At 43.4% G+C, this 13,957-nt stretch carries 12 protein-coding genes; all 12 read right to left on the bottom strand.

Features of this window, described 5'->3' with window-relative positions:
• Nucleotides 1-28: 28 nt before the first annotated feature.
• Nucleotides 29-979: a tRNA-dihydrouridine synthase gene (locus tag Q4492_RS00770; protein WP_303415292.1), complete on the bottom strand. Its 951-nt coding sequence runs from the start codon at nucleotides 977-979 to the stop codon at nucleotides 29-31.
• Between the two features lie 246 nt (nucleotides 980-1,225).
• Nucleotides 1,226-2,443, bottom strand: a complete 1,218-nt coding sequence (locus tag Q4492_RS00775) for an O-succinylhomoserine sulfhydrylase (RefSeq protein ID WP_303415293.1) — start codon at nucleotides 2,441-2,443, stop codon at nucleotides 1,226-1,228.
• A gap of 12 nt (nucleotides 2,444-2,455) precedes the next feature.
• Entirely contained in the window at nucleotides 2,456-3,973 is a 1,518-nt protein-coding gene (purF, locus tag Q4492_RS00780) for an amidophosphoribosyltransferase (RefSeq protein ID WP_303415295.1), read from the bottom strand.
• Between the two features lie 33 nt (nucleotides 3,974-4,006).
• A complete protein-coding gene (locus tag Q4492_RS00785; protein ID WP_067864027.1) occupies nucleotides 4,007-4,501 on the bottom strand; it encodes a CvpA family protein in 495 nt (164 codons plus the stop codon).
• Between the two features lie 64 nt (nucleotides 4,502-4,565).
• A complete protein-coding gene (locus Q4492_RS00790) occupies nucleotides 4,566-5,129 on the bottom strand; it encodes an SPOR domain-containing protein (RefSeq protein ID WP_303415297.1) in 564 nt (187 codons plus the stop codon).
• Nucleotides 5,130-6,398: a bifunctional tetrahydrofolate synthase/dihydrofolate synthase gene (gene folC / locus Q4492_RS00795; protein ID WP_303415299.1), complete on the bottom strand. Its 1,269-nt coding sequence runs from the start codon at nucleotides 6,396-6,398 to the stop codon at nucleotides 5,130-5,132.
• A 69-nt stretch (nucleotides 6,399-6,467) separates the two neighbouring features.
• The gene (gene accD, locus Q4492_RS00800) at nucleotides 6,468-7,397 is read right to left on the bottom strand and encodes an acetyl-CoA carboxylase, carboxyltransferase subunit beta (protein ID WP_303415301.1); all 930 of its coding nucleotides are present in this window, start codon (nucleotides 7,395-7,397) and stop codon (nucleotides 6,468-6,470) included.
• A gap of 16 nt (nucleotides 7,398-7,413) precedes the next feature.
• A complete protein-coding gene (gene trpA, locus Q4492_RS00805; protein ID WP_303415303.1) occupies nucleotides 7,414-8,217 on the bottom strand; it encodes a tryptophan synthase subunit alpha in 804 nt (267 codons plus the stop codon).
• Nucleotides 8,218-8,238: 21 nt separating this feature from the next.
• Entirely contained in the window at nucleotides 8,239-9,459 is a 1,221-nt protein-coding gene (gene trpB, locus Q4492_RS00810; RefSeq protein ID WP_303415304.1) for a tryptophan synthase subunit beta, read from the bottom strand.
• Nucleotides 9,449-10,087, bottom strand: a complete 639-nt coding sequence (locus Q4492_RS00815) for a phosphoribosylanthranilate isomerase (RefSeq protein WP_303415306.1) — start codon at nucleotides 10,085-10,087, stop codon at nucleotides 9,449-9,451. Before Q4492_RS00815 ends, trpB begins: the two co-directional genes overlap by 11 nt.
• A 56-nt stretch (nucleotides 10,088-10,143) precedes the next feature.
• A complete protein-coding gene (gene truA, locus Q4492_RS00820; protein WP_303415308.1) occupies nucleotides 10,144-10,995 on the bottom strand; it encodes a tRNA pseudouridine(38-40) synthase TruA in 852 nt (283 codons plus the stop codon).
• 1 nt (nucleotide 10,996) lies between these two features.
• On the bottom strand, nucleotides 10,997-13,852 hold the full coding sequence (locus Q4492_RS00825) for a FimV/HubP family polar landmark protein (RefSeq protein ID WP_303415310.1): 2,856 nt from the start codon (nucleotides 13,850-13,852) through the stop codon (nucleotides 10,997-10,999).
• Nucleotides 13,853-13,957 lie beyond the last annotated feature (105 nt).

Raw genomic sequence — 13,957 nt, forward strand, 5'->3', positions numbered from 1 at the left:
TTTTACATCTCCACAATTTTTTGAGCGGTTATTCAAATAAACCATATAAGGCAAGCCTTAGCAAAGAAGGTTCCTTAATTTTTTTAATTTTTTCAAACAAAACTGCTGCTTCAGCATATTCTCTCTGCAAGTGATATAGCCATTGTTTCAAACGACCATGCACATATTTAGCCGCAATATCCTGCTCAACCCGATCTAGATATCTATCCACAATCAGGAGTATTTCTTGCCAATCTAATGCTTTAACATTTTCATCCGCTTGATGATGCTTTATGACTTTTCCTAAGTCTGGTTTAGCGATCAACCCTCGTCCAATCATCACATCATCACAGCCACTAATACTTCTACATTGCTGATAATCCTGCCAATTCCAGACTTCACCATTAGCGGTTACTGGTATGCTAATCTCCTCCTTAATACGTCTTATCCATTCCCAGTGAGCAGGTGGACGATAACCCTCAAGCTTAGTCCGTGCATGCACAGTTAAGCCATCCGCTTTAGCCTCTTCAATCGCCTGTGCATTTTCCATTGCTAAGGATTTATCTTTGTTCCCCAAACGCATTTTAGCCGTCACAGGGGTATCACTAGGGACCGCTATTCGAACAGCTTTAACAATGTCATAAATAAGTTCAGGGGTATCAAGTAAAACAGCCCCGCCTTTACTTTTATTAACTGTTTTAGCTGGGCAGCCAAAATTAAGATCTATACTAGGCGCCCCAAGCTTAGCCGCTTTACGTGCATTACCCGCTAAGACCGAAGGATCACTGCCAAGCAACTGCAAAGCCACAGGCGTCCCAGCGCTTGTTTTACCGCCATTAAGCAGCTCAGGACACAAACGCCTAAAAACCTTTGCCGGCAACACGCGATCACTTACGCGGACAAATTCAGTAACACATTGATCAATGCCACCTATCTGAGTCAGCAGATCTCTCATTGTGTAATCAACAACGCCTTCCATCGGCGCAAGAATAATTTTCAAAATACAATTACAGGTAAGATCACTGGAAACCACTACATTATAGCTGCTATTAACAAAGGTACTTCAAAGTAAACAAGATAAGATGTTTTAAACTGTAGAATTTATTAGATTAGGCTAAAAAATAGGCGCCCAATCCACTTAAACGAATTATTGAGTAATCCATTCACTGTCAATTTAAAGAAAAAATACTTTCATATAACGAAAAACCCGCTCGTAGCGGGCTCTTATGATCGATATTACAACCGGCTAGAGCGCAGCTAAACCCCGTTGCATATCCGCTTTTATGTCATCGATGTCTTCAATACCCACCGACAAACGTATAAGGTTTTGATGAATACCTGCGGCAACACGATCCTCTTCACTCATACGTCCATGGGTTGTGGTAGAGGGATGAGTAATCGTAGTTTTCACATCACCTAAGTTCCCAGTGATCGAAACCATAGTGGTCGCATCAATAAAGCGCCAAGCAGCCTCTTGACCACCTTTAACTTCAAATGAAAGCACGCCACCGAAACCTGATTGCTGTTTTTTGGCTAGCTCATGCTGAGGGTGGCTCTCTAATCCAGAGTAAAATACACGTTCAACACCCGTCTGCTCTTCGAGCCAGTTAGCGATCTCAAGAGCATTACGGCAATGGGCATCCATACGAATTTTCAATGTTTCTAAGCCTTTTAGAAAGACCCAAGCATTGAAGGGGCTCATACAAGCACCGCCAGTACGGATAAAGCCAAACACCTCTTCCATCTCTTTTTGTGCACCAACAACTACACCACCCACACAACGCCCTTGTCCATCAAGGTACTTAGTCGCTGAATGAATAATGATGTCAGCCCCCTGTTTTAGCGGTTGCTGAAGAACCGGTGTACAGAAGCAGTTATCCACAACCAGCAAAACATCATGCTGGTGAGCAATCTTTGCCACGGCTGAAATATCGGTTAGTTCAGCCAGTGGGTTTGAGGGCGTTTCCAAAAATAGAATTTTGGTATTCTCTGTAATTGCATCTTCCCAACATTGAAGATCCGTTGGATCAACAAATGTAGTGGTTATGCCTGTCCGAGATAGGTATTTCTCAAAAAGAGATACCGTTGACCCAAACACGCTACGGGAGCATACAACATGATCCCCCACTTTCATTAGCGCGAGGCAAGTGCTTAAAATAGCCGCCATACCCGATGAAGTAGCAACTGCACGCTCTCCACCTTCTAAGGCTGCTATTCGCTCTTCAAAAAACTGCACTGTTGGATTAGTGAATCGGGAATAGATATTCCCCTCCTCTTCTCCACCAAAACGTGCAGCGGCCTCACGTGCGCTTGAAAATACAAAACTAGAGGTAGGATAGATAGGATCACTATGCTCCCCTTCGAGGGAACGATGCTGACCTGCGCGCACAGCCAAGGTACCCAAATCATATCCTTCAGGATCAAATTGAATACGCTCTGCGCGTTCATAATCAGAAATAGACATTAATAGCGCCTCTTAATCTATTTTACTGCATAGGTTTGAAGACTCATTACTAGTCGCCTGCTTGTTCTTGCCTTTAGCAGAGTCTTTACGGGCAGCTTTTAAGCGTTTCAAATAATCAGCATCAATATCACCGGCAACATATTGGCCGTCAAAAACACAGGTATCAAATGTAGTAATTTTTGGATTACCATCAGAAACTGATTTTTTCAGATCATCTAGTTCTTGATAGATCATCCAATCACAACCAATCTTTTTACCAATCTCTTCATCTGTTCGACCATGCGCAATAAGCTCTTCAGCCGCTGGCATATCAATACCGTAAACATTTGGATACTTAACTGGAGGCGCAGCTGATGCAAAATAAACTTTCTTAGCCCCAACATCACGAGCCATTTGAACAATCTGACTAGACGTTGTGCCGCGAACAATAGAGTCATCCACTAACATTACAACTTTGTCTTTAAATTCCATACCAATTGGGTTCAGCTTTCGACGTACTGATTTTTTACGCTGAACTTGGCCAGGCATAATAAAAGTGCGGCCAATGTATCGGTTTTTGATAAAACCTTCACGGAAAGTTACACCTAACTCTTTAGCCATCTCCATCGCTGATGTACGACTGGTATCCGGTATAGGAATAATGACATCAATATCATGATCAGGTCTTTCACGAATGATTTTATCGGCTAAATTTTTGCCCATACGCATACGAGAGACATGTACATTCACTTCATCCATTATTGAATCAGGACGTGCTAGATACACATATTCAAACAAACATGGCGCCAGTTTGGTATTTTCCGCACATTGCTGGGTGAATACATTGCCATCCATATCAATATAGATCGCTTCACCCGGTGCGATATCGCGAACACGCTCAAAACCTGAAATATCTAGCGCTACACTCTCTGAAGCGACCATATATTCAGTCCCCCCCTTAGTTTCACGCTTACCGTAAATCAGAGGGCGGATACCATGAGGATCTCGAAAAGCTAACATGCCATAGCCGGTGATCAACGCAACCGCAGCGTAACCACCTTTACAACGTTCATGCACACGCTGAACCGCAGCAAACATATCATCCGCTTGTGGTTTCAACTTACCTTGAAGTTGAAGCTCGTGAGCTAAAACATTTAGCAGTACTTCAGAATCTGACGTGGTATTGATGTGACGAAGGTCAGCACGGAACATCTGTTCTGCAACATCTTCCGCATTAGTTAAATTACCATTGTGGGCAAGTGCTATCCCATAAGGTGAATTAACATAAAACGGTTGTGCTTCTGCAGAACTAGAACTTCCTGCGGTTGGATACCGAACATGGCCTATACCCACATTCCCTGCCAGACGCTTCATATGGCGGGTACGAAATACTTCGTTCACCAAGCCATTGTCTTTACGCAAAAAGAAACGGTTTCCCTCACAAGTTACCATGCCTGCTGCGTCTTGACCCCGGTGCTGCAATACAGTTAGGGCATCAAAAATAGTCTGGTTCACATTAGATTTGGCTACAATGCCAACAATCCCGCACATTAAAACTCACCTCAAAGTGCAAACTAAAGAAATTTAGCGTCCCGCATTCCAGATCATGCGGCCAACATCGCCCGCTACATCTTTCGTCCATGCTTCCATTAATAAGAAATGTGGAATCAACTGCGATTCCTTAAACCATTGATCATTGATCGCTGGGGTCATTCCAATCAATGCAACAATTGCTACGATAATTAAACCGCCTCTTGCTGCACCAAAACCTATACCTAAAATCCGGTCTGTTGCCGAAAGGCCTGTCGCCTCGACGAGAACCCCTATCAACTTATTGACCAAAGCCCCGACAATTAATGCCGCTATAAAAAGAATAGCGAAGGCTGCGGCCAAACGTACTGATGGTGTCTGAATATAAGGTTCGAGTAAAAAAGACAGTGATTGACTAAACAATCGGGCCACTACAAATGCAGAAACCCAAGTAATCAGTGATAACGCCTCACGGACAAAGCCTCGTTTCAAACTAAATAAGCTTGAAATCCCTATAATCGTTAAGATAGTCCAGTCAGCCCAATTCATATCCACTGCTCAATGTAAAATTGCGCGCATTTTATCAGAGTTTCTAACACCACTAAACGTATTCTTACTGCGTCGTAAAGCGAACAATAATACCATTAAGTCCGAAGTCAGTTTTTAACTTCAACTTAAGCGCTTCTAATCTAGACTTTTGGAACTCAGGTCCAACATACACTTTCACTAAATCACCCTGTTTTCGGGTGAAAACTTTATGCCCTTCGGCGATCAATTGTTTGCGTAAACCTTTTGCATTAGCTTCATCTTTAAAACTAGCTAATTGTAAAGTCCAAGCGACCGGCACACCTTGTTGATCTAAAACAGGTTGTTCATTATGAATATCAATGTCGATCTTATGGTCTGCTGCTTCTTTATCTATTACTTTTTGTACTTTCTCTGGCGCTTTGGGCAGAGGTACTGGTGACATTGGTTCCGCAGCTAATGATGTATCGGGTAATGCTTGATTCTGAGGTTGAATGCGTACCACTTCTGGGCGCTCGGGCGCTTCTGGTATTTCAGATGTGAGATGACGTTCTTTATAGCCAGCCCCATCAAAAAAAATAGGAAAAACAATAACAGCGGAGACTAAAATCACAGCTAACCCTGTCAGCCGATATTTAATTTTTTGCTGCATTTACTCTTCCTTTCCTAATGCGGCCAGCGCAGCGCTGACAGTAAAAAACGATCCGGCAATAATAACATCACCAGACCTGTTGTGGTTATTTTTAAATAGATTTAAAGCATCAGCTACAGTAGAAAACTGCTTTATCGGCGTATTGCCAGGAAGAAACTCGGCTAACACTGAAGCTTTTTGGCCTCTAGGTACATTTAGATCAACAAAATAGAGACGATCAACCTTAGGTGCTAACAACTCAATCACTCGACGACAATCTTTATCTGCAAGCATCCCTAGTACTAGAGTTACCTCACCTGTCATAGATTCAATCTTTTGACTTAAAAGTTCAGCCGCTTCAGGGTTATGTGCGACATCTAACCAATAACGTGTATTACCTACTTCTATTAGTTGCATTCGTCCGGTTAAGGTAGCTGTAGCTATACCTGAACAAATATCTTCTTCATCCACCTTCAGAGCTACACATTGAATGACTTGTAAAACTGTCGCGGCATTTTGAATAGGTAAATGAGGAAGAGGGATATTATGGATAAACAGCTTTTCTCCTGCTGAAGATCGTCCTTGCCACGACCAACTATCCATTTCCTGCGTATAAGAGAACTCTTTTCCCGACTGAAACAACTGGGCTTCTAGCTCATTCGCAACGTCAGATACTGATAACGGCGGATTAAGATCACCACAAACCGCAGGCCTAGATGATCGAAATATACCTGCTTTTTCTCTGCCAATCGCCTCTCTATTATCGCCCAGCCAATCCATATGATCGAGCGCAACAGTAGTTACCACCGCAACATCTGCATCAACTATATTGACTGCATCTAAGCGCCCACCCAAGCCAACTTCTAGGAGCACCAGATCAGGTTTCAAATCTGAGAAAATAAGCAAGGCTGCTAAAGTGCCAAACTCAAAGTAGGTCAACGGTATTTGACCCCGAGCTTGATCTATTCTTGCAAAGGCAGAACAAAGCAAACTATCAGAGGCATTCACACCATCTATTTTTACTCGTTCGTTGTAGTGAAGAAAATGGGGGGAAGTAAAACACCCGACAGAATAACCTGCCTTGCGATAAATTGAATCAAGATAGCTTACAGTAGAGCCTTTACCGTTAGTTCCAGCAATAGTAACCACTTTAGAAGCAGAAAGGTCTATAGCTAATAGATTAGCAACCGTTCGAACACGCTCTAACCCAAGCTCGATTTCAGAAGGATGGCAACTTTCCATCCATGCAAGCCATTCTGTCAGAGTAAAATTTTTCGCCGTTTGATTCATAACTACTTAGTAATAGAAAACTAAAATGGCCGGCGTTTTCACGTCGGCCATTAAGATTATTGCTAATGTTTAGTCATTGACCGGTGCTGGTGGTATTTCCGCATCAGAAACCACCTCCCCTTCAACGGTCTCAACTATAGGTGCAGGACTCGCATGCACAAACTTGCGCAAGATTCTGGATAGACCTGATCGCATTTCACTACGATTAATAATCATATCCACTTGACCATGCTCCAATAGGAACTCACTACGCTGAAAACCTTCTGGTAGTTTTTCACGTACAGTTTGCTCTATAACACGAGGTCCAGCAAAACCCATTAACGCTTTAGGTTCAGCAATATTCAGATCACCCAACATTGCTAAAGATGCCGACACACCACCATAAACAGGGTCAGTTAACACTGATAAGTACGGTGTACCTTGCAAGCGTAGCTTCTCGAGAATAGCACTCGTTTTTGCCATCTGGAAAAGAGAGAAGAGCGCTTCCTGCATACGTGCTCCACCCGAGGCGGAGAAGCAGATAAACGGAATATTTTCTTTCAGGGCAATATTAGCGGCACGTACAAAACGTTCACCAACAACCGCACCCATAGAACCGCCCATAAAGCTGAATTCAAAAGCAACCGCAACAACCGGCATACCTTCAAGCTCACCCCGCATAGCGATTAAAGCATCTTTCTCGCCCGTTGCTTTCTGAGCAGCCGCTAAACGATCTTTATACTTTTTAGAGTCTCTAAATTTCAAGCGATCAACCGGCTCGATATCGCCAGCGATCTCTTGACGGTTATCTGCATCAAGAAACAACTCCAAGCGACGGCGCGCATGAAGACGCATATGATGATCACATTTAGGACAAACATTCAGGTTCTTCTCTAATTCTGGACGATACAGAACAGATTCACACTTTGGGCATTTTTTCCAAAGCCCCTCAGGAATATTTGAACGTTTTTTCTCAGAACGAACCAGAGAAGGAACGATTTTTTCCAGCCAGTTACTCATTTTTTTAAAACCCTAATTAGCTGTCCATTGCAATACGCATATCTTTTATAATTGCAGATACTTGGGGTGCTATCTGCTCGTGATCTTTAACCAGATCCGCAATTTTATTCACCAAAACACTGCCAACAATTACACCATCAGCCACAGTAGAAACCGCTCGGGCTGACTCAGCATCTTTGATACCAAAACCAACACCTAATGGAATATCCGTATATTTACGAATGTGCTCTAGCTTATCTGCTACCTCCTGAACATTCAGTGAAGCAGATCCCGTTACGCCTTTAACGGAAACATAATAAAGATAACCGCTACCATTTTCGCAGATATATTTAATACGTTCATCTTCAGTGGTTGGCGCAATTAAGTAAATTGTATCTATACCATGAGCCCGCATAATCAGATTGAATTCATCTGATTCTTCAGGCGGTAGATCAACGGTTAATACACCATCAACACCGGCTTTTTTCGCTTCGTCCGCAAAACGTTTGTAACCTAAGATCTCTATAGGATTCAAATAGCCCATTAAGACAATCGGCGTAACCTTATCTTTTTTGCGAAACTCAGCGACCATATCCAACACATCAAGCAAACGAGTGTTGTGCTGTAATGCACGCTCGCAAGCTAATTGAATGACAGGGCCATCAGCCATAGGGTCAGAAAAAGGAACACCTAGTTCAATTATATCGGCACCCGCTTCGACCAAACCATGTAAAAGACCAACTGTGACACTCGGTGCAGGATCGCCTGCAGTTACATAAGGAATAAGCGCTTTACGCCCTTCCGCTTTTAGCTTTTCAAAGCTAGTAGAAATACGACTCATAATTCAGTTTCCTCGCACAAATCAGATATTGATGCCATCGATCTGTGCGACCGTATGAATATCTTTATCACCACGACCAGACAGGTTCACCACAATGGTTTGATCCTTATCCATCTCTTTTGCCAGCTTCATTGCATAAGCTACTGCATGACTAGATTCGATAGCAGGCATTATACCCTCTATACGCGTCAAGGCACGAAAAGCATCCATTGCTTCATCATCAGTAGCATCTACATAAACGGCTCTTCCTGTATCTTTAAGGTAAGAATGTTCAGGACCAACACCGGGGTAATCTAAGCCAGCAGAGACTGAATGTGTACCTATAATCTGTCCAGCATCATCAGACATCAAATATGTGCGGTTGCCGTGCAAAATACCAGGGCTTCCCGCTGAAAGAGGCGCAGCATGCTGGCCGGTTTGAATACCGTAACCACCCGCTTCAACACCAAACATTTTTACATCAGCATCTTCAATAAACGGATGAAAAAGGCCAATGGCATTAGAACCACCACCCACGCAAGCAACCAGCGCATCAGGTAAGCGACCAATTTGGTCTAAACACTGCTGACGCGCTTCACGTCCAATAACACATTGGAAATCACGTACAAGTTTGGGATAAGGATGAGGACCTGCAGCGGTGCCGATAATATAAAATGTATCATCAACATTAGTCACCCAATCACGCATAGCTTCATTCATGGCATCTTTCAGCGTACGAGTACCTGACTCGACAGCAATCACTTCTGCACCAAGAAGCTTCATACGATAAACATTAAGTGACTGGCGCTGAACATCTTCAGCACCCATATATACTTGGCACTCAAGCCCTAGGCGCGCAGCAACCGTTGCAGTCGCAACACCATGCTGTCCCGCTCCGGTCTCAGCAATTACGCGCGGCTTGCCCGTAAACTTAGCCAGTAATGCCTGGCCAATCGTATTATTAATTTTGTGAGCACCCGTATGGTTCAAATCTTCACGTTTCAGATAGATCTGAGCACCTCCCACCTTATCAGACAGGTGTGATGCATGATAAAGAGGTGAAGGACGACCTACATAATGAGCAAGGTCGCGGTCAAACTCTTCCTGAAACGCTGGATCTCGCCACAACTTTTCATAAGTTTCTTCTAACTGCTTAAGCGCAGCCATTAGAGTTTCGGAAACGAAACGCCCACCGTAAGGGCCAAAATGGCCTTTACTATCGGGCAACTGAGCAAGTGCTTTAAGATCGATATTAGTTGGCACGGGTTACCTCATTTATAAACTTATCAATTTTAACGGCATCTTTAATGCCTTTACTCTGCTCAACACCACCACTAACATCAATGGCAAATGGCTGAACAGCGCTTACTGCTTGAGCAACATTTTCACAGGTTAATCCTCCTGCCAATATAATTGGCGATGGATGTATTTTGGGGATTAAATCCCAATCAAATACTTCACCTGTACCACCGGGAACACCGGGACGGTATGCATCCAATAAAATAGCCTGACCTTCAGCGTATTTACGGGACTCTACATCTAGATCGAGACCCGGTTTCATACGCAACGCTTTTATATAAGGTCGAGAAAAGCTATTGCAAAAATCTGGAGTCTCATCACCGTGAAATTGCAGTAAATCTATACGTGTTTTCTTAATAACTAGATCAATATAAGCTTGATCCGCATTAACAAACAGGCCGGTCGTTGTAACAAATGCAGGCAACTGACGGATAATCTCTGCAGCCGCCTCAAGCTCAATCGCTCTTGGGCTTTTTTTATAAAAGACAAAGCCTAGAGCATCAGCACCAGAACGAATGGCTGCTAATGCATCCTCAAGACGAGTAATACCACATATTTTAACGCGCGTTCTATTCACTAGCTGAAATTTCACATGAAAAAGTCATTGAGTGCAGATCTTATCAGATTGCGTAGCTTTACGTCAGTCAACTATGACAGGAAAAAAGGGCCTATTTTCGATTTTGGTAGATCAAATTCATCAGGATACTTGGCATCCACAAAATAAAGCCCAAAAGGAGGTGCTGTCACTCCCCCCTGACGCCGATCCTTTGCCGCTAAAACCTCTTTTGCCCAAATAGGTTCGGCCTCGCCACTGCCTATCGCCATAAGAACCCCTGCAAAATTTCGTATCATATGATGCAAAAAGGCGTTAGCACAGACATCCAGAACAATTAAATGACCTGATTGATAGACCTCAAACTGCTTCACAGTACGTACAGGACTCTTAGCTTGGCAGCCAACAGCTCTATAAGAGGTGAAATCATGCTCACCAATCAAATGCTGAGCTGCTTCAGCCATTCTAGCAACATCTAGATCTTTATAGGTCCATGTTACACCATGAGGCATAATGCCGGGCTTAACAGAGTTACAATAAATCAAATATCTATATCGACGCTCTAGAGCTGAAAATCTAGCATGGAACTCCAAACTCACTGGAGTTGCCCATTGGATTGCAATATCTTCAGGTAGATAGCTATTTGTTCCCATTACCCAAGCCCGATCAGCTCGTTCAATTGGGCTATCAAAGTGGATAATTTGATAAGTAGCATTCACTCTAGCATCTGTACGGCCTGCACAAACAACGGTGATAGGAGAATCTGCTATTTTTGAAAGCGCCTTTTGCACCTCTTCCTGAATACTGGGAACATCCTCTTCTTTTTGAATCTGCCACCCTCTATAGGCGGCACCCGAATATTCAACGCATAAGGCATAACGATAAGGGGCGATCGAAATCGCCCCTTGAGAAGGGCCCGCAGACCCATTATTCTTTTTCTTTGACATACTACTTTTCGTTAATGGATGTAATCAGCGCTTCAGCCTCAGCTTTCTGCTGTTCATTCCCTTCAGAAACAATCTCTTCAAGGATATCTTTAGCGCCATCAAGATCGTCCATATCCATATACGCACGTGCTAGATCAAGCTTGGTTTCAACTTCATCTGCACCTTCCAACAGGTTTAAACCTGCCAACTCGTCAAAATCTTCATCTTCTGACACATCGTCATCCTCAGCTGCAAGTTCTTCCAGCTCGATATCATCACTACTATTCAATAGAGCTTCTAACTCTGAATCTAGATCTGCTTCTAATTCATCAACAACGTCTGACTCTAAGCCATCATCTTCAACGACCAGCTCTTCATCATCAACCAGTGAAGCAGTCTCGGCAGAATCGATTGCTAGATCACCCGCATCTAAATCATCAAGCATGGCATCCAGTTCAGAAGCAGCATCTTCCTCATTTAGTTCTTCAAGCTCTGAATCACCAAGCTCATCAGAATCATCCTCAACGGAAGCAAGCAGTGCCTCTAAATCATCATCAGCCGAATCATCTTCCACTGACTCATCAATATCGACTAAGCCTTCCATTGGCTGATCATCTGGATCTGCATTGGCCGCTAACATAGCCGCCAGATCAGCTTCTGCATCTGATTCAGCGGAGGAATCTAGCTCTATATCAGAGGAATCCGTATCAACTTCATCTAATTCACCAAGAATAGCATCAAGCTCATCTTCATCCGTTTGCTCTGCAACTTCATTAAGCTCATCTATATCTTCAGAAGACACTGAATTTAACAAGTCATCTAATTCATCAGCTTCGCTATCACTCTCTTCTACAGAATCTTTCGCAATAGGCTCTACAACGAAATCTAATCCGTCCTCAGCTAACTCAGCTTGCTCATCAACAGAATCCTCAGGCGCATCAATAACATCCGCACTCTCTCCCATATCAAAGTCGATATCGTCCAGCTCTAAATCGATATCTGAATCAGATACAGCAGTATCGACATCAGCACCCAATGCGTCTAAGTCATCAACTTCGCCCAAAATATCATCAAGGTCATCAGACTCTTCGCTGGTTTCACCTAATATATCATCTAAAGCATCAGGCTCATTTTCTGATGTAGTCTCTTCTTCGATAAGATCATCATCTAACCCTAGATCGAACTCATCATCTTCTAAGATATCATCCAGATCGTCAGGCTCGCTCTCAGATTCAACGACCGGAAGAACATCCCCAGCAGCATCCTCTTCAAGATCTAAATCCATATCCATATCAAGATCTAGATCATCTAAATCGTCTAAATCATTGCTGTCACCCAGTTCTAAATCAGAATCCTCAAGTAGATCAGCTTCATCACCTATATCGAGCTCTTCCGTAACCTCTTCAGGTTCAGGCTCCTGCTCTGGTTCTGGCTCAACCGCAAGCTCCTCTTCTGGAGCATTACTCAATTCATCTGGAACCTGCATCAATGCAGTATCATCAGCCTTATCTGCATCTTCCTCTTTACGGCGACGCATAAAGAATAGTAAACCGGCCAATAACGCAACAACTGCCGCACCAATTCCCCCTAACATTAGCGGAGAACTAAACAAACCTTTCTTTTCAGGTGCCGGTTTAGGTGCCGCTTCAGCAGCGACAACCTTGTTTTGCAGAACGGTTAATTCGTTATCTTTAAGCTCAAGCATCTCACGAAGCTTTTCTAGCTCATACTGAATAGCATCTAGACGCTCATTCAGCTCTACGTTTTCACGTGTGATTCGATCTACATTCTCCAAAGATTCACTTAAGCGCGCCTCTAACTCTTCATTACGCTCGCTCAGCGCCATAGTTTCGTCATCGATCGCATCTTGAGCTTCAGGCATTACTTCTTCTGGCGCCGTATCCGACTCAGCTTTTGCTTGGTCAGTAGCTACGCCATCTTCAGGCTCAAGAGTTTCTTTGGGTGTAACAATCTTTAATTCAGCAGATTTTTCATCTTCAGGCACAGGAGCCGGCTGATCAGTTGCAGCCTCTTCATCTGGAACCGGTGTTTTTTTCGACTCGTCGATCGGCGCTACGGCAGCCGCTTCTGCTTTAGGTGCCGTTTTATTCTTCCATTGAGATGCTTGACGAACAACCTCTAAGGCAGCGTCTTGCTCATTTAAACGATTGATCTCGTCTAATGTAGGTAGACTTAAAACCGCACCAGACCTTAATCCGTTAATATTATTATCAACAAAGGCTTGTGGGTTTTTTTTCTGCAAAGCGATCATCATCTTTTTTGCAGAGACGCTCTCGCTCGGACGATGTTTAATAACTATTGACCAAAGCGTGTCATTCTTACCGACCCGAACTTTACCGTCAGTTGCTCGATAGTTATTAATATTTGAACTTGTATTAGCAGATTTTGTTTGTTTTGAAGCACTGCTAGTAGAAGAAGATGCCGATGGCTGCACTGTCTTACGAACAGGCGTAGGATCAAATACTGGCGGATCAAGTAAGAGTGTATATTCTCTAACTAAACGCCCATTAGGCCAATTCACTTCAACTAAGAAGTTAAGGAAAGGTTCCTTTACGGGCCTAGCTGATCGCATGGTTATCATACCCGTGCCATCAGGGTTAACTTTTACTTGAAAGCTAACATCAGTAAGAAATCGCGACTTAGAAAGTCCCGCCAATGCAAACTCATCAATATCAGCCATCCTCGGCTGTATTTGTAGCGGACCGAGCTTCCTCACCTGAAGAAGTTTGATCTCTGCATTGAGAGGCTCATTAAGTGCCGAATGAATTTTTATTTCGCCTAAACCAAGTGCATTAGCATTAGACGCGCCTATAATCCCTGCCACTGCAAGGCTGACTGCGAGTTTTCGCAACATCATCAGTATCCCTGTTCCCCTACCCACAAAACCCTACACAAATCCGAGGGTTGCGATTCCGAAATCTTCCCACAGTATTGTTTATAAACCACTTATTGGTCAAGGAAA

This window comes from Neptuniibacter sp. 1_MG-2023, assembly GCF_030547185.1.
Taxonomy (GTDB): domain Bacteria; phylum Pseudomonadota; class Gammaproteobacteria; order Pseudomonadales; family Balneatricaceae; genus Neptuniibacter.

What these genes read in the sequence shown, in the direction of transcription:
- folC (WP_303415299.1), bottom strand. Translation starts at nt 6,398, where the DNA reads ATGAATCAAACGGCGAAAAATTTTACTCTGACAGAATGGCTTGCATGG.
- purF (WP_303415295.1), bottom strand. Translation starts at nt 3,973, where the DNA reads ATGTGCGGGATTGTTGGCATTGTAGCCAAATCTAATGTGAACCAGACT.
- Q4492_RS00785 (WP_067864027.1), bottom strand. Translation starts at nt 4,501, where the DNA reads ATGAATTGGGCTGACTGGACTATCTTAACGATTATAGGGATTTCAAGC.
- trpA (WP_303415303.1), bottom strand. Translation starts at nt 8,217, where the DNA reads ATGAGTCGTATTTCTACTAGCTTTGAAAAGCTAAAAGCGGAAGGGCGT.
- accD (WP_303415301.1), bottom strand. Translation starts at nt 7,397, where the DNA reads ATGAGTAACTGGCTGGAAAAAATCGTTCCTTCTCTGGTTCGTTCTGAG.
- Q4492_RS00775 (WP_303415293.1), bottom strand. Translation starts at nt 2,443, where the DNA reads ATGTCTATTTCTGATTATGAACGCGCAGAGCGTATTCAATTTGATCCT.
- Q4492_RS00790 (WP_303415297.1), bottom strand. Translation starts at nt 5,129, where the DNA reads ATGCAGCAAAAAATTAAATATCGGCTGACAGGGTTAGCTGTGATTTTA.
- Q4492_RS00825 (WP_303415310.1), bottom strand. Translation starts at nt 13,852, where the DNA reads ATGATGTTGCGAAAACTCGCAGTCAGCCTTGCAGTGGCAGGGATTATA.
- truA (WP_303415308.1), bottom strand. Translation starts at nt 10,995, where the DNA reads ATGTCAAAGAAAAAGAATAATGGGTCTGCGGGCCCTTCTCAAGGGGCG.